This window comes from Cytobacillus horneckiae (assembly GCF_002835735.1).
In the GTDB taxonomy this organism is placed as follows: Bacteria; Bacillota; Bacilli; order Bacillales; family Cytobacillaceae; genus Cytobacillus; species Cytobacillus horneckiae.
This window is the reverse complement of record NZ_PISD01000015.1, coordinates 1-15,915: the sequence shown is the minus strand read 5'-3', so window position 1 is coordinate 15,915 and position 15,915 is coordinate 1. Positions and strand designations below refer to the sequence as shown.

12 protein-coding genes and 4 tRNA genes are annotated in these 15,915 nt (G+C 39.4%); all 16 read right to left on the bottom strand.

What is annotated here, in order from left to right:
- Positions 1-164 precede the first annotated feature (164 nt).
- The 16 genes from CWS20_RS08035 to CWS20_RS07960 all read right to left on the bottom strand — a co-directional run bounded on the left by CWS20_RS08035 (position 165) and on the right by CWS20_RS07960 (position 15,537).
- Positions 165-959: an MBL fold metallo-hydrolase gene (locus CWS20_RS08035; RefSeq protein ID WP_066188641.1), complete on the bottom strand. Its 795-nt coding sequence runs from the start codon at positions 957-959 to the stop codon at positions 165-167.
- Positions 960-967: 8 nt separating this feature from the next.
- On the bottom strand, positions 968-1,753 hold the full coding sequence (locus tag CWS20_RS08030) for a two-component system regulatory protein YycI (protein ID WP_066188638.1): 786 nt from the start codon (positions 1,751-1,753) through the stop codon (positions 968-970).
- A gap of 17 nt (positions 1,754-1,770) precedes the next feature.
- The gene (locus CWS20_RS08025; protein ID WP_083957097.1) at positions 1,771-3,111 is read right to left on the bottom strand and encodes a YycH family regulatory protein; all 1,341 of its coding nucleotides are present in this window, start codon (positions 3,109-3,111) and stop codon (positions 1,771-1,773) included.
- Positions 3,108-4,937: a cell wall metabolism sensor histidine kinase WalK gene (walK, locus tag CWS20_RS08020; RefSeq protein WP_066188636.1), complete on the bottom strand. Its 1,830-nt coding sequence runs from the start codon at positions 4,935-4,937 to the stop codon at positions 3,108-3,110. Before walK ends, CWS20_RS08025 begins: the two co-directional genes overlap by 4 nt.
- A gap of 7 nt (positions 4,938-4,944) precedes the next feature.
- The gene (gene yycF / locus CWS20_RS08015) at positions 4,945-5,655 is read right to left on the bottom strand and encodes a response regulator YycF (RefSeq protein WP_066188633.1); all 711 of its coding nucleotides are present in this window, start codon (positions 5,653-5,655) and stop codon (positions 4,945-4,947) included.
- A gap of 357 nt (positions 5,656-6,012) precedes the next feature.
- Complete coding sequence (locus CWS20_RS08010; RefSeq protein ID WP_101226266.1) at positions 6,013-7,479, bottom strand: peptidoglycan DD-metalloendopeptidase family protein; 1,467 nt, start codon at positions 7,477-7,479, stop codon at positions 6,013-6,015.
- A 445-nt stretch (positions 7,480-7,924) separates the two neighbouring features.
- Positions 7,925-7,997, bottom strand: a tRNA-Phe gene (locus CWS20_RS08005).
- Positions 7,998-8,078: 81 nt separating this feature from the next.
- A tRNA-Asp gene (locus CWS20_RS08000) sits at positions 8,079-8,155 on the bottom strand.
- A 70-nt stretch (positions 8,156-8,225) separates the two neighbouring features.
- Positions 8,226-8,297: transfer RNA gene (locus CWS20_RS07995), tRNA-Glu, on the bottom strand.
- Positions 8,298-8,310: 13 nt separating this feature from the next.
- Positions 8,311-8,386 (bottom strand) — tRNA-Lys (locus CWS20_RS07990).
- A gap of 140 nt (positions 8,387-8,526) precedes the next feature.
- On the bottom strand, positions 8,527-8,913 hold the full coding sequence (locus tag CWS20_RS07985) for a DoxX family protein (RefSeq protein WP_066188628.1): 387 nt from the start codon (positions 8,911-8,913) through the stop codon (positions 8,527-8,529).
- Between the two features lie 223 nt (positions 8,914-9,136).
- On the bottom strand, positions 9,137-10,429 hold the full coding sequence (locus CWS20_RS07980) for an adenylosuccinate synthase (RefSeq protein ID WP_066188626.1): 1,293 nt from the start codon (positions 10,427-10,429) through the stop codon (positions 9,137-9,139).
- A gap of 193 nt (positions 10,430-10,622) precedes the next feature.
- Positions 10,623-11,987: a replicative DNA helicase gene (gene dnaB / locus CWS20_RS07975; protein WP_066188623.1), complete on the bottom strand. Its 1,365-nt coding sequence runs from the start codon at positions 11,985-11,987 to the stop codon at positions 10,623-10,625.
- Positions 11,988-12,142: 155 nt separating this feature from the next.
- Positions 12,143-12,592: a 50S ribosomal protein L9 gene (gene rplI / locus CWS20_RS07970; RefSeq protein WP_066188618.1), complete on the bottom strand. Its 450-nt coding sequence runs from the start codon at positions 12,590-12,592 to the stop codon at positions 12,143-12,145.
- Complete coding sequence (locus CWS20_RS07965) at positions 12,589-14,562, bottom strand: DHH family phosphoesterase (protein WP_066188616.1); 1,974 nt, start codon at positions 14,560-14,562, stop codon at positions 12,589-12,591. The genes rplI and CWS20_RS07965 overlap by 4 nt, the downstream gene beginning before the upstream one ends.
- 24 nt (positions 14,563-14,586) lie before the next feature.
- Positions 14,587-15,537, bottom strand: coding sequence for a YybS family protein (locus CWS20_RS07960; protein WP_066188614.1), 951 nt, complete (start codon positions 15,535-15,537; stop codon positions 14,587-14,589).
- Positions 15,538-15,915 lie beyond the last annotated feature (378 nt).

Below are 15,915 nucleotides of genomic sequence, written 5' to 3'. Positions count from 1 at the left end.
AATTGCTATTATCTATTCTTCCTCTATACCCATAATTATACTCCTTCAAATATGATTGGCTAAGAAAAAAGCTTAACGAGTCATCAATCTTACGAATTTGTTCATACATTCGCTGTTTTTTCGTAATAAAAAAAGGAAGAAGAGGCTCACCTCCTGCTTCCTTTTTAAACTGCGGTTAAGATTGTTGGGGTTTTCGGATCAGTATCATACAGCTGAAATTGATCGCCCACACGAATGCCGCGGCCCTCAAGTGTTTGCGAGACCGCCATTCTTGCTAAGTCCTTCATATTATTGTCCTGGCTTAGATGGGCAAGATAAAAGCTTTTCGTCCGATCTCCGGCAACCTCAGCCATTGCAATGGCTGCATCCTCATTGGAAACATGGCCGACGTCGCTTAATATTCTTCGTTTAATATTCCATGGATAACGCCCCATGCGCAGCATTTGCACATCATGATTGCTTTCAAAAACATAGGCATCAGCATTGGAAATTAACCCTTTCATCCGATCGCTGACATAGCCTGTATCTGTAATGAGAACTAGTTTTTTCTGTCCATAGTGAAAAACGTAAAACATCGGCTCAGCGGCATCGTGTGACACGCCAAACGATTCAATATCGAGGCCGCCGAATGTTTTTACTGTTTCCATATCGAATGTGAATTTTTGCTCTGTCGGAACTTGTCCAATAAGCGGATCCATTGCCTGCCATGTTTTTTGATTGGCATAGATCGGCAATTTATATTTGCGTGCTACAATGCCGACGCCTTTAATATGGTCGCTATGCTCATGGGTGACTAGAATACCTGATAGCTTGCTCATATCGCGGTCGATTTGCTGGAATAAGGCTTCCATTTGCTTGCCGCTGAGGCCAGCATCAACCAAAAAAGAATGGCTGTCGGTCTCGACAAAAATGGCATTCCCAGTACTTCCGCTCGCGAGAACGCTAAATTGCAAAGACATAATTTCTCTCACTCCACTGTTTTAGTCTCTTCTTTATTTAACTCAAGGATATCTCCTGCAATGCCGTGTACAAATAGATTTTCTTCCCCATTAATGACAATACGCCATGCTGGTGTTAAAACTTGAGTGGTACTTATATCTACATAAGTATGGTAGCCAAGCTCATAATCAGTAATTTCGCTATCAGGTGATATCTTACCATTTTTAATAAGTATTTCAATCGCTGATATCGGCGAAATCAGTTTTGTTTCTTCTCCGATTTTTTCAATTTTCTCCAGCATGGTTTGGCTATAGGATACAATTTCATTTTCTTCGTTCAAATAGAATGTGAGCTGGGCATTTTTATTTTGATAAAACATCTGATCGCCATATACTTGATAATAAGTGATTGTACTGTCACGCTTTTCCCAGAAGCGATATTGGTCGCCATATAAAATATTTTCTTTGATAAATTCATCCAGCTCTTTCGGATCAAAATTATTGCTGATTTTAAACGTCTCATCTTTATCAAGTATGACTGCGCCATCAAGTGATTTTTGGTCTTCAAGCTTTTGAGACTTTAGCTCCGTTTCAGTAAGTACTTTCGGCTGCGCACTTAATAGCTGACCGCGCATTTCCTCTTTCGGAGGGGAACGTTTAATCGTAATATTATCACCCTTCAGTCTTTCCTCCAATGAATTCTTAGGGATGACTTCCCTTTCCTGGCTTGTTAGACTGAAATATTCATACAATAAATAGACATTGAGCACGAGGAAGGTTAATATAAATATGGTTTTAATCTTACTCCAATCCATAATTGCCTCCTCCTGTCCTACTCATTAAAGAAATCCTCCTGCGAAAACATTTTCCACTCATTATTATAGCGATAATACCACTTCGGTTCCAAGCTAATGACGTCAGGGCTATTTGAATTGACGCCCTCTTGCTTCGATACTTGATCTTTGCTCATTTTATAGCCAACGGTCACATCTTGTAATTTATTGATATCAAATCCCGGCATACGTTTTAGTAAATTCACTACTTCCACACCAGATGGAAGTGGTTCAGCCGCCTCATCAGAAATGAGTGTATCGAGAGAAAAATCGCCTCTCTCATATTCATTGATTGCATTTTGTCCCCATTCCAGCTTTATCTTGGATATAGCCGAATCACTAAAAATTGGGTAACCAGCTGAATGATATAACCGAAATACAACCTGATCTCTTTCCGGATCCATAGAGAAAAAGCGATAATTGCCTGTCCAGCCGCCATGATCATTGATATAATCGATACTTCTTCTAAGTAAAGGATTAGATTCCATCATTCTATCAGTGCCAACCGACAAATTTTTAAAGGAAATTAAATTTCTGTCCCCATATACCCTCATAATACTTGTGCTATCCGTATACTCTTTCGTCGAGGACTGCACACTTCGTTGCACGACGGATGGTTCACTGAAAAGCGATTTCATTAATCTGTCTGCGTCAATATCCTCAGGTAAATACATCCACTTATTTAATGTCAAGCCTTCGACTGGAAGATAAATTGGTTTGTTATTTTCCCCTAGGATAAAATCAAACTCAGCGAAGTTTTCACTGGAAGCAGAAGCGACGTATTGATTATTTTTATATTCTTGCAGGAAAGAAGCATCTATTTCCCCTCTGAAGACTTGATGATTGCTTCTCGATAAAAAGTAAACAAAGCCAAACTCCTCGTTTGTATCATTTGAGTCAATGACAATGGTATCAAAATTAAAGTTCGGAGACTCTTTATCAACCACCTTCAGTACATTGCGATATAATTCAAATGGAACTTCATCAGGGAAGAGAATCATCGAGTGCCCCTCCTTCATTAAAAAGGAAGGAATATCATTGATGCTGTTTGATATGTCTTCTATCTTTTCGTAAGTCCAGCCACTGATTTCTTTGATGACTCCATCCATTTCTGATGAATGCATTGTGCCAACCAATTTATCATTTTCAAATACGTTCATGATTTGATAGGGTTTTACTACTTCTTTAATTTCCTTTTCCGTGCCGATTGGATGATCCGCCATGCTCGATGGTTCAATCGGGTCAAGATGTGGCTGAAATGTCCACAGATTCCAAGTGAATAAAACACTTGATCCCACTAAAATAACAAGTATGACTGTTTTTATATTTTCATATGTCATTCCCAATCATCCTCTTCAGTGCGGACATACGGCAAGCTGAAGGAAATCGTTGTCCCTTTTCCATCAACACTATCAGCCCAGATTTCTCCGCCATGGGCTTCTACCATTTCTTTCGCAATGGCTAATCCTAATCCTGTTCCGCCTAATTTTCTAGTTCTCGCTTTATCTACACGATAGAATCGATCAAAAATTTTCGTCAAATTCTCCTTCGGTATGCCCATTCCTTCATCTGAAATACTAATGATGAGGAATTGGTCCCTTTCCTCAATGCTAAAAGTGACCTTGCCGCCTTCCGGAGAATACTTCAACGCATTCGAAATAATATTATCCATGACTTGAGTAAGCTTATCTGCATCTATCTCGACAAAATCAGCATGATTCGGCAATCTTCTTTCAAAAGTGACATTTTGCTGTTTAGTAAATTCAAATCGATCAATAATGCGATGATAAAATTTAACAAAATCAATCCATTCTTTTTTGAACTGATAATCTTTGCTGTCCATTTTTGAGAGCTGCAAAAGGTCATTGACTAGCCGGATCATCCGCTCTGTCTCTGTTTGCGTCACATCTAAAAAGTTCGGAGCGAGGTTTTTATCCTGCCATGCCCCATCTGCCAGCGCTTCTAGGTAGCTTCTCATTGTTGTAAGCGGCGTGCGCAATTCATGTGACACATTCGCCACGAATTCGCGGCGCTCCTCTTCAATTTTTTCCTGCTCAGTAATGTCATGGAGAACGGTTATGAGGCCGTTAATAAAGCCTGTTTCCTTTTGGATCACAGAAATGTTGGCCCTTAATATTAAATTCTCTTTATGATCGCTGTAGTCTAATATAATAGACTCTCTTTCTTCTAAAAGCTCTTCAAAAGTATAATCCTCTTCTAAGCCAAGTAAAGAAACAATCGACGTCGATAGCACAGTTTCACGTGAAACATTCAGCATATCAGCGGCAGGCTCATTAATAAGAATGACTCGTCCTTTTCTGTCCGTTGCAATAACGCCATCGGTCATATAGGTTAATACAGAGGAAAGCTTGCGTCTCTCGCCTTCGGTTGTTGCCTGTGCTTCCTGCAGCTTCCTCGTCAAGCTATTAAAGGTCATTGCCAGCTGTCCGATTTCATCCTGGCCATAAATTTTTACTTTTCGAGAATAGTTTCCCTTTGCCATCGCAAGTGCTTGTTTTCTCATGTCAGTAATCGGCCTTGTAATCGTTTGTGCAAGCAGCACACTTAAGACAGCAGTTAGCGCAAGAGCAATTGCCGTACCTGTTGAAAATATATTATTGATTTCTCGCAATTGATCATATACATTTTCAATTTTTGCTGATACATGAATAGCGCCTAACACTTCATCATCCTGCATAATAGGCTTTACTAGCACCCAAATGCGCTGTCCTGCATCATTAATAAATTCATTATTTTGTTCCTGACCTGTAGAAATAGCCAATCTTACCAATGGGTCTGGTAATTTTTGTCCTAAAATAGAGCGATTTTCCACATCCGAGGTTCCGAGCACCTTTAATGAATCGCCTTCAATCACCTGGACTTCATTAATATCAGCGGAATTATAGTCGCTCAGAAGTCTGTTGACATCCTCCTCAAGCGACAAATCTCCTTCTTCAGGAAACCGCTCCTTTACAATCTGTTCCTCCAAGTAGTAGGCAAGCAGATTCACACTATCCTCAATCGTTGTTTTAAAATTATTATTTAATGTTGTTTCCAATTGCCTAACAAAATACACACTGACAATTTGCATCGCAACAAGAATTAATAAAACATAGATGATAACAAATTTCAGGTGGATGGAACGAAAGAAACCAACCTTATTCATTTTCTACTTACTCCTGTTCTGGATTTCGCAAGTAGTATCCGACACCTCTTCTTGTCACGATCCATGTCGGATGACTCGGATTGTCTTCGATTTTTTCACGCAGCCTTCTAACTGTTACGTCTACCGTTCTCACGTCTCCGTAATAATCATAACCCCAAACGGTTTGCAATAGATGCTCCCTCGTCATGACTTGTCCAATATGCTTCGCTAAATAGTGCAGCAATTCAAATTCACGATGAGTTAATTCTATCGTTTCACCGCGTTTTGAAACGATATAAGCATCAGGGTGAATGATAAGTGAGCCTACTTCGATTTCATTTGTTTCTTCTTCTTCTCCAGCTTTCGCTGCAATTTGCTGATGACGGCGCAAGTTTGCTTTCACACGTGCAATCAGTTCTCTTGTACTGAACGGCTTAGTCACATAATCATCCGCTCCAAGCTCAAGCCCAAGTACTTTATCGATTTCCGAATCCTTTGCTGTCAGCATAATAATCGGCATATCGTACTTTTTTCTCACCTCGCGGCAAACCTCAATGCCGTCCTTTTGCGGCAGCATAATATCAAGAAGAATCATATCAGGCTTGATTTCTTCTACCTTTTCCAAGGCGGAAACGCCATCATACACACAAGTTACTTCAAAACCTTCTTTATTCAAATTAAATTGCAGAATATCTGCAATTGGCTTTTCATCGTCTACTACGAGAATTTTCTTATCCATCTGTCGTTTCTCCTTTATTTCTTAATTTTATTATTTAAGTACAATTGTTTAAAAATCCAGTTTGGCGAATCATTTGTTTTTGTAAAAAATGTCTATTCTGCAATTACTACTTTATCATGTTACAAGCAGGAAAGCACCTTTTGTAATGTATCATATTTCTTGCTTTTATGGTAAAGTGAGGGTTTTGGAACTTTTGATTTTCTGCTTTATATGCACACTTTTCGCGGTGAGGCCAAAGAGATTTGCCCCTCTTAAATCATACCCTATTTTAAATGCGAACACCTAACGTGATTAAATTTCTTTTCTATAAAAAAAAGAGCTGCTCCTTTATAAGTTTCATTTGGAACAGCCCTTAGTTTATTGTTTAACATAGTCAAGCGGGTTTTCTAGTTTTCCATTTTTATAAAGCTCAAAATGAAGATGTACACCTGTCGAATCTCCTGTTGATCCCATTACGCCAAGCTTCGAGCCTTTCGTAACTGTGTCTCCTACATTAACAGAAATAGAGTCGAGATGTGCATAGACTGTACGATAGCCGTTTTGATGGTCAATTTCAACTTTGTTGCCATAGCCATTGCCCCAGCCAGCAGAGATCACTTTACCATTGTCTGCAGCTTTTATCGTTCGATCGCTTGGTCTCGCAATATCGATCCCCTTATGCATTTTTCCCCAGCGATGGCCAATCTCACTTGAAATATAGCCTCCTACTGCAGGCCAAACGAATTCACCATCACCTTTTTCAGGATCTTTCGTGCCTTCGATGACGATCTCCTTCACAGGCTCTTCCAAAACCTCTTCCTCAAGCTCTTCCTTGTTTACCTGTTCGCCATTTTCTTCAGTAATATGATAAAGAACTGTACGTTCACCATGCTTCCCTTCCTGTTTAACCTTTGTTTCGCCTTTAAACATTGAGGAATCTTCAATGACTTCTGTTTCAAAAGGTAATTCTTCTTCCTTAAATACCTCTTTATTCATTACAACATCTACATAGGGCTGCTGTTCAGTTACTTTAAGCTTCTGCCCGACTTTAAGCAAATGATCTGCTTCTAAATCATTTATCTCAAGGAGCTTATCCATGCTTAAATCATGGTCATCAGCAATGCTGCTAAGAGAATCACCTTCTTGAACTTTATAATGCTTCTCTTCAAGCGTCCCTTTTTGCAGCAATTCTACTGCTTCTGCAACAGTCAGCACGTTTTCTGCTTCCGTTTTTTCAGTTGTAATCGTCATTTCTTCGGAGAACAGCGCATTTAAAATCCGTGTTTCGCCTTCCTCTAATTCGGGTAATTGTTCAAGTGTATCCGGTCTATTCTCAAGCTCTTCCCATTCATTTTCAGAAAGGTATTCGAGCTTTAATTCTTTAAGGACTGTCTCTGCCTGTTCTTTATCTTTTACATAAGCAATTGGCTCGCCGTTAACCTCAATCGCAGCTGCTTCTGCTTTAATTGTGATTTCCTGCATTAATTCCTCACTAATCTCTTCATCATTTATCATGGAATCCTTTGTAAATAGTTTTTCTGGGATAAAGGAAACCTCTGAACCTAATGCCATCGTTAACCCGTCATAAGATTTCCCTTGCATTTCTAGCTCTTCTGCAATCATATTCTCTATCATTTGCGGGTTATTGACTGTACCAAAATATTGATCACCTATATATACATAATATACTGTCTGAAAATCATTATTAGCTAAAGCTGCTGTACCGCCAGCAAATGTTATCATTCCTGCAGTAAAAGCAGCTATGGCTATTTTCTTTAGTCTGCTGGTCATATGCTTTGATGTATGTTCTGTATATGTAGTTAGTTTTTCTTTCCAATGTACCACGGCTTATCCTCCTATACTACTGAGCACATACTTCGTTCTATCTATCTATCTATTAGAAAAAACTTGGTCTTCGCCAAGTTCTACCGGCGAATGGCTTAGTTTTGCTTATGAGATATTTTAACTAGAAGCTAAAGTTTATAGGAAACATTTACTTAAATAAGTTAAACTAGCTTACTAGCTAAGTATCGTCTATCCTATTTTTCACGCCCTTTTAATGTACCATATCGTTCTTTTTATCGATGGGAAGTCTCTATATTGTAATAAAACTGTATAGCGGGTGACACTTTATGTCTTATTAGTGGAAAAAATGACAAAGGTCATGGGGTATTTTGTCATGGCAATGTAATATTAATGGATAGAATTTGTAAGGGTAAGTTTAGAAGAGTGGTAATTTACGCGGAATAAAAAAAAGAGAGCACGAATTGAATTCATACTCCCTTTTTGATGGCTCAGGACGGAATCGAACCGCCGACACAAGGATTTTCAGTCCTTTGCTCTACCGACTGAGCTACTGAGCCATAAAATGATAATTTTTATGGATTTTCATATTATAACATCCATAATTCCCTTAATAAGATCAAAGCATACATATATGTAAATGGCGGTCCGGACGGGACTCGAACCCGCGACCTCCTGCGTGACAGGCAGGCATTCTAACCAACTGAACTACCGGACCAGATTTTTTATGTAAAGGACGATAGTAAAAGTCCGTCCTTGCCAGACTTTTACTATCAACCTAATGCCGATGACCCCTACGGGATTCGAACCCGTGTTACCGCCGTGAAAGGGCGGTGTCTTAACCGCTTGACCAAGGGGCCATTTTTTAGGAAATGGTGAGCCATGAAGGACTCGAACCTTCGACCCTCTGATTAAAAGTCAGATGCTCTACCAACTGAGCTAATGGCTCTAATATTTTAATGAAGCGCTTTCTTGACGACGCTTTTTATAATATCACATAGACTATTATTTGTACAATGCTTTTTTAAAATATTTTTAGTTTAATAGAAAAAATCTTTTAAGATAAAAAAACTAAATAACCGCAGTCATTTAGTTTTTCTTTGTTTCACTAGAATTTGCTGTCAGCTTTAATGCGCCCATTATAAGGGGAATTTGCATAGGCAGACGCAGCCATAATATAAGCGGATGGAGTTTCTTCCCTTTATAATATGTATTGTTTTTGACTGCCATATTGATATTTGCAGGAGAAATAACGATCATGAAAAGCGATAATAATTTGCCAATAATGACTTGCCCTTTGCGTGACCATAATAGTAGAGCAAAGGCAATTTCCATCACGCCTGATATAAGTACAATTGCCTTCTTAAATGGCAATGCCTTAGGAACAATACTGCGAAATTGTTTCTCCTTAACAAAATGCATAACCCCAGCCCCAAGCAAAATCAACGAATACACTACCCGAAAAAATGTCTTCACCCATCACACCTCCAACCGTAATACTGCTAACCTTTCCCTTTATTTGCATCAATTTAAACCATCATTTCGTTTGTTTTGGGTACCTGTCACCTACATCATTCAACATTATTCAACATCGTTCAACATTATTCGTATTAATTGATAATAATTGATTATAGCTAAATTAAAAACACCCCTTAGCTGTTGGGCAGCTTGGAGGGGTGCTGTGGTTGAGTAGTTAGTTTTAGTTTTGGCGCCATGGGCTTCTGACTACGTTTGTTTGCGTACGGTCAGGGCCTACTGAGAATACTGATAGCGGAATGCCTGTTAGTTGAGCGACACGCTCTAAGTAATGACGTGCGTTATCAGGAAGCTCATCTAAAGATTTGCAGTTTGTAATATCTTCTGTCCAGCCTGGAAGCTCTTCATAAACTGGTTCGCAATCAGCTAATACTTTTAAGCTTGCTGGGAATTCTTCAATGATTTCCCCTTTGTAGCTGTAAGCTGTACAAATTTTAAGCTTTTCAATTCCAGTTAATACGTCAATGGAATTAAGGGAAAGGTCTGTAATTCCGCTCACGCGGCGGGCATGGCGAACGACGACACTGTCAAACCAGCCAACACGGCGCGGTCTTCCAGTTGTTGTTCCGTATTCACGGCCGACCTCACGAATTTGATCGCCGATTTCATTGTTTAATTCTGTAGGGAAAGGACCATCGCCTACACGTGTTGTATATGCTTTTGAAACACCTACAACATGCTTGATTTTTGTTGGACCTACACCAGAACCGATAGCCACTCCGCCGGCTACTGGATTAGATGATGTAACGAATGGGTATGTTCCTTGGTCAATATCAAGCATAACGCCTTGAGCGCCTTCAAATAACACTCTGCGGCCATCATCTAGTGCATCATTTAACACAACTGATGTATCGCATACGTATTTCTTAATTTGCTGACCATAATCAAAATACTCATCTAAAATATCTTCTAATTTGAAGCCTTCTGTTTCATAAATTCTTTCAAGAAGACGGTTTTTATCAGCAAGATTGCGAGCAAGCTTTTCTTCGAACACTTCTTTATCAAGTAAATCAGCAATTCGAATACCGACGCGGGCTGCTTTATCCATATAAGCAGGACCAATGCCTTTTTTCGTTGTACCGATTTTATTATCGCCTTTGCTGTTTTCTTCAACTTCATCTAATTTAAGGTGATATGGAAGAATGACATGCGCACGGTTGCTTATTCTTAAATTATCTGTTGTTACACCTTTTCCATGCAAATAGGCAAGCTCAGCAACTAGCGCTTTCGGGTCAACAACCATTCCATTTCCAATGACACAAATTTTATCACTATAAAAAATTCCTGATGGAATTAAATGCAATTTATACGTTTCGCCATTAAATTTAATCGTATGGCCTGCATTGTTTCCGCCTTGATATCTGGCAATGACTTCTGCATTTTCAGAGAGGAAATCCGTAATCTTTCCTTTACCTTCATCTCCCCATTGTGTTCCAACAACTACTACTGATGACATGTTACATGCACCTCCGAGGTTTCTTAATCCCTTATCAAACAAACTAATTTTACATTTTCAAGGATAAAAAGTCAACAAAACACGAACATTTTATATAAAATTATTAAAATATGTTCGTAATCATTTCGGTATACTAATAGAAAATGTAGCCTCCAAAAGCGCAAACAAAAAAGGATCAGCTCTCACTGATCCTTTATGCCCCAGGCGGGGAAAATGATTCGTCAAACCGTTTCTCTAAGTTTACGAATTTATTATACTCTTTTACAAATGCCAGCTGAACGGTTCCTACAGGACCATTACGTTGTTTAGCGATAATGATTTCAATAATATTCTTATCCTCTGATTCCTTATCATAATAATCATCACGGTATAAAAAGGCTACGATATCCGCATCCTGCTCAATACTCCCTGATTCACGAATGTCTGACATCATCGGGCGTTTATCTTGACGCTGCTCCACACCACGAGAGAGCTGCGATAAAGCAATGACAGGGACTTGCAGTTCACGTGCAAGGGCTTTTAGAGACCTTGAGATTTCAGATACTTCCTGCTGACGATTCTCTCCAGATCTCCCGCTGCCTAAAATGAGCTGCAAATAGTCAATCAAAATCATGCCAAGCCCATGCTCTTGCTTTAAACGGCGGCATTTAGACCGAATTTCTGTAATTCGCACACCAGGTGTATCATCGATAAATATGCCTGCATTTGAGAGGCTTCCCATAGCCATTGTCAGCTTGCCCCAGTCATCATCAGTCAGCGAGCCTGTACGAAGCCTCTGTGCATCTATATTTCCCTCTGCACAAAGCATACGCATAACCAGCTGTTCAGCACCCATCTCAAGACTGAAGATGGCGACATTTTCTCTTGTCTTAACAGCCACATTTTGAGCAATATTTAAGGCAAAGGCTGTTTTACCAACAGAAGGACGAGCACCTACAATAATTAAATCATTGCGCTGGAAACCTGCTGTCATCTTATCAAGCTCAGCAAATCCAGTAGCAATGCCTGTAATGTCTCCTTTTCGGTTGTGCATGACTTCGATATTGTCATAGGTTCTAACAAGTACATCTTTTATATTATGAAAGGCACCAGCATTTTTGCGCTGAGATACCTCTAAAATGCTCCGCTCTGCTTCTCCGAGCAAGGAATCTATTTCATCCTCACGTGTATAGCCATCCTGTGCAATATTTGTAGCAGTCCGTATCAGTCTGCGCAGAAGTGACTTCTCTTCCACGATTTTCGCATAATACTCAATATTAGCAGCAGTAGGAACTGAACCTGCAAGTTCGCTTAAATAGCTGACACCGCCTGTATCCTCAAGCATTTTCGCAGCATTTAATTCTTCAGTTACCGTTACGAGATCGACCGCTTTTCCCTCGTCATTCAGCTTAAGCATCACATTAAATATTTTTTGATGTGCGCCACGGTAAAAATCCTCAGGAATTAAAATTTCCGATGCCATTGTAAGAGAGGAAGGTTCTAAAAAAATCGCACCTAAGACAGCTTGTTCAGCCTCCATGTTTTGCGGAGGAAGACGATCGGCATATAAATCACTCATCTAAACAACCTCCTTTAATACGTGCAGATGCCTCCCTTGAATACGAAGGCGCCTCATCATATCTTCATTAGAAAAATGTGATCAGCTTTCACCGATCACATTTTTCTTTAACTATACTATTCTAACATGTTTCGTGCTTAAATGATTTGGAAATATTAGTTTGCTTCTTTCACATGCACGTTCAAAGTGGCAGCCACTTCAGTATGCAATTTCACTTGCACTTTAGTATACCCTAGTGTCCGAATCGCATCATCTAACTCAATTTTACGCTTATCGATTTTAATATCATGGTTTTTCTTAAGCTCTTCTGCGATTTGTTTGCTCGTAATGGAACCGAATAAACGTCCGCCTTCACCGGCTTTTGTAGAAAATTCCACTGTGATTTTTTCAACCGTTTCTTTTAGTTTTTTTGCATCTTCAAGCTCTTGAGCCGCAACTTTTTCTTCCTTTTTCTTTTGCGCGTTCAATGAACTTACATTTGAATTATTTGCTTCGACTGCCAAACCTTGTTTGATTAGAAAGTTTTGTGCATAGCCATCAGCTACGTTTTTCACTTCACCTTTTTTCCCTTTGCCTTTTACATCTTTTAGAAAAATTACTTTCATTCTTGCTTTCTCCCTTCTAGATATTCATCTATTGCTTCTTTTAGTTTTAATTCGACATCTTCAATGGAGAGATTTTGCAGCTGGGTTGCTGCATTCGTTAAATGACCGCCACCCTCTAGCGTTTCCATAATGACCTGCACATTGATATCACCAAGCGAACGCGCGCTGACACCGATCATCTGATCCGCCCGATAAGAGATGACAAATGAAGCAGTGACGCCATCCATTGCTAATAGCGTATCTGCAGCCTGAGCGATGAGAACTTGATCATACACTTCATCTTCTCTGCCTTTTGCAATCGCAAGCCCTTCCCTGTAGAAGGAGACGGTTTCAATGATTTTGGCGCGCTTTATAAATGTATCGACATCCTCTTTTAAAAATCTTTGGACGAGGACCGTATCTGCTCCTTGTCCGCGCAGATAAGAGGCAGCATCAAAGGTTCTTGCACCCGTTCTCAATGTAAAGCTTTTCGTATCAACAATGATCCCCGCTAATAGGGCCGTTGCTTCAAGCATATCAATTTTTTGATTTTTCGGCTGGTATTCTAATAGCTCAGTAACGAGCTCTGCTGTTGAGGAAGCATAGGGCTCCATATAAACAAGCAGCGGATTATGAATAAAATCTTCTCCACGGCGATGATGATCAATGACGACTACATTTTCTATTTTAGCAAGCAATCGGTCTTCTATCACCATAGAAGGCTTATGCGTATCAACAACGACGAGAAGCGTATCATCTGTCGCCATCTCTAACGCCTGCTCCGGCGTGATAAACCGCGAATAAAACGCCTCATTCTTTTTAATCTCATTCATGAGCCTCTGAACACTATTATCCAGTTCATCTTGATTAATGACGATAAACCCATCCCGATGATTCATTTCCGCTACCTTTTGAATACCGATAGACGAGCCGATTGCATCCATATCCGGTCGTTTATGCCCCATTACAATCACTTTATCACTTTCAGAGACAAGCTCTTTTAAAGCATGAGAAATCACGCGTGCGCGGACTCTTGTTCTTTTTTCTACCGGATTTGTTTTTCCACCGAAAAACTTTACTTTTCCATTCGGCTGTTTGATCGCCACTTGGTCTCCGCCCCTACCTAAGGCAAGATCAAGGCTCGATTGCGCCAGAATCCCAAGTTCCGGCAGAGCCGGTACCCCAGATCCCACGCCAATACTCAGTGTTAACGGAACATTTTGCTTTGAGGTGGTCTCCCTGACAAAATCAAGAATCGTAAACTTGCTTTTCTCAAACTGCGCTAGAATATGCTCATTAAAAATTGCAATAAACCGTTCAGATGAGACCCTCTTTAAAAACACGCCGTTCTCCATTGCCCATTTGTTTAAAATTGATGTGACAAGATTATTCAAACTGCTTCTCGTTTGATCATCCATGCCTTGTGTTAAGTCATCATAATTATCTAGAAAAATGATTGCAATGACTGTTCTTTCATCTTCATAAAGCTTTTCAATTTCAATTTGCTCTGTCACATCAAAGAAGTAAAGCAGGCGTTCCTCCGGCTTATGAACGACACGGAATTTCCGTTCATTTAAGGTGATTGTCTCTGTCTCCACTTCCCGTTTAATAATTGGGATAAGCGAATCGCCTACATCATAAAGCGAACGGCCGACCAATGTATCTTCATCGAAACAAGAGGCCATAAAGGGATTTGTCCATTCAATATAATAATCATCATTAATAAGCATGATTCCTATCGGCATTTCCATCAGTGCTTCCTCACCGACTTTTTTTACGCGATAGGATAATGTGGTGATATACTCCTCCGTCTCTTTCCTCTGTTCTAAATCTAGTTTAAATAAGAAGTAAAAAGGAAGGCCGAAAAGGAGCAAACCCACAATACTCAATACCCAATTGTAAAACGCCAATATGCCGAGAAGCACCACCGTTACGCCTATTAAGCCAAAAAAGCAGTAACGAATGGATCGCTTTTCTAAATACGATGGCATGTTTTCAACTCCTAAGCAGTAGTGTTATGCATCCCTTTTATCTAATCGTTTCCTCAAATCAAACCCTATATCAATTATACCTAATATCCTTATAATATAAAGGAAGATTGGCATGAACACTGTTAAAATCAGGATAATGACAGGCGCGGCTTTTGGCCAGCCTTTTAGTCTGCTGAAGAAGAAGACAAAGGATAAACCTTGAATAACCATCAGCATTTGCAAAATAAAGGACAAATTCAGCAGTGCCATATACCAGAATGTGCCTTCTTCAGGATTCATCATTAAGGTTGCAAATATAGTAATCAAATAATACCATAAAATGCTTTTTGGAAAAGTTAAATCAGCAAATGAATTCCATTTAGTTACTTCGACCCCAAACCTTTTAACGATAGGAAAAGCAATTAATTGGATAATAAAAGCTGTGCTTAATGACATCATTACAAGTATACTAGGAATTAATGTCTCCATCGTTTTCATTGCGGTTTCTAACTGAGTAAATAATTCCTCGGTATCCGCAGCACCTGCTCCGATTGAATCAACAACAGAACGTGACATTTCAATGGATTCGTCCATCACTTTCGTCATTTCTTCAACGAAATTAATATTAAACAGGACATTCATTGCCGCATAGATCAATATTGATACCACTAGAAAAGTTAATGTACCGCCAATAAAAGTGACAGACCTTTCCTTTTTCTCCCGAATAAAGTCTCCAATTACGAGCCCCGTTAAGCCAAAGGCAAGTGTGATTGGAATGGAAATGACCGTACCGACAATTAAGGAAAAGAGAAGTCCTGCAATAAAAAAGACAATCGAATCACTTCGTTTATTCTTTGCTGCAAAAAGAATAAACGGCAGTGGTAAAACAAAGGTTAATAACACTCCGAAAACTGGAATATAGAGTGACATCAATAATAAAACTGTAAAAACAGCTAATAAAACTGCACCTTCAGTAAGCTTATGTACATTCTTCAAATAAATTCACCTCACAAATTGGGACATGCCCACGTATCCTATTTTATACACATCACACGCTGCATTCAACTTTAGGACTGTATAAGAAAAAGAAGACGCCCAAATGGCGTTTTCTCAGCTTGTAGAGAAACCTTGGCTTTTTCTACAAGTTTTTTATTTATAACAAAATAATAACCTGTTGTAACTCTATTATCTGTTGACAAGCTGCGGTGAGTAACAATTGCTTCCGCGGAAGCGACAATAGCGAAGCCCATGCAGTTGTTTTGAATCTGCAAAGCTTCGCTCTATTTTTTCTTTTCTAATGCTGTAAAGTACTTTTCTTCAGAGGAATAAATCATCTTTATTCACCTGAAACATTCTGCAATCACTCTCTTCAGA

Coding starts and splice junctions, on each gene's coding strand:
- CWS20_RS08035 (WP_066188641.1), bottom strand. CDS start 959: ATGTCTTTGCAATTTAGCGTTCTCGCGAGCGGAAGTACTGGGAATGCC.
- CWS20_RS08030 (WP_066188638.1), bottom strand. CDS start 1,753: ATGGATTGGAGTAAGATTAAAACCATATTTATATTAACCTTCCTCGTG.
- CWS20_RS08025 (WP_083957097.1), bottom strand. CDS start 3,111: ATGACATATGAAAATATAAAAACAGTCATACTTGTTATTTTAGTGGGA.
- walK (WP_066188636.1), bottom strand. CDS start 4,937: ATGAATAAGGTTGGTTTCTTTCGTTCCATCCACCTGAAATTTGTTATC.
- yycF (WP_066188633.1), bottom strand. CDS start 5,655: ATGGATAAGAAAATTCTCGTAGTAGACGATGAAAAGCCAATTGCAGAT.
- CWS20_RS07980 (WP_066188626.1), bottom strand. CDS start 10,429: ATGTCATCAGTAGTAGTTGTTGGAACACAATGGGGAGATGAAGGTAAA.
- dnaB (WP_066188623.1), bottom strand. CDS start 11,987: ATGAGTGATTTATATGCCGATCGTCTTCCTCCGCAAAACATGGAGGCT.
- rplI (WP_066188618.1), bottom strand. CDS start 12,592: ATGAAAGTAATTTTTCTAAAAGATGTAAAAGGCAAAGGGAAAAAAGGT.
- CWS20_RS07965 (WP_066188616.1), bottom strand. CDS start 14,562: ATGCCATCGTATTTAGAAAAGCGATCCATTCGTTACTGCTTTTTTGGC.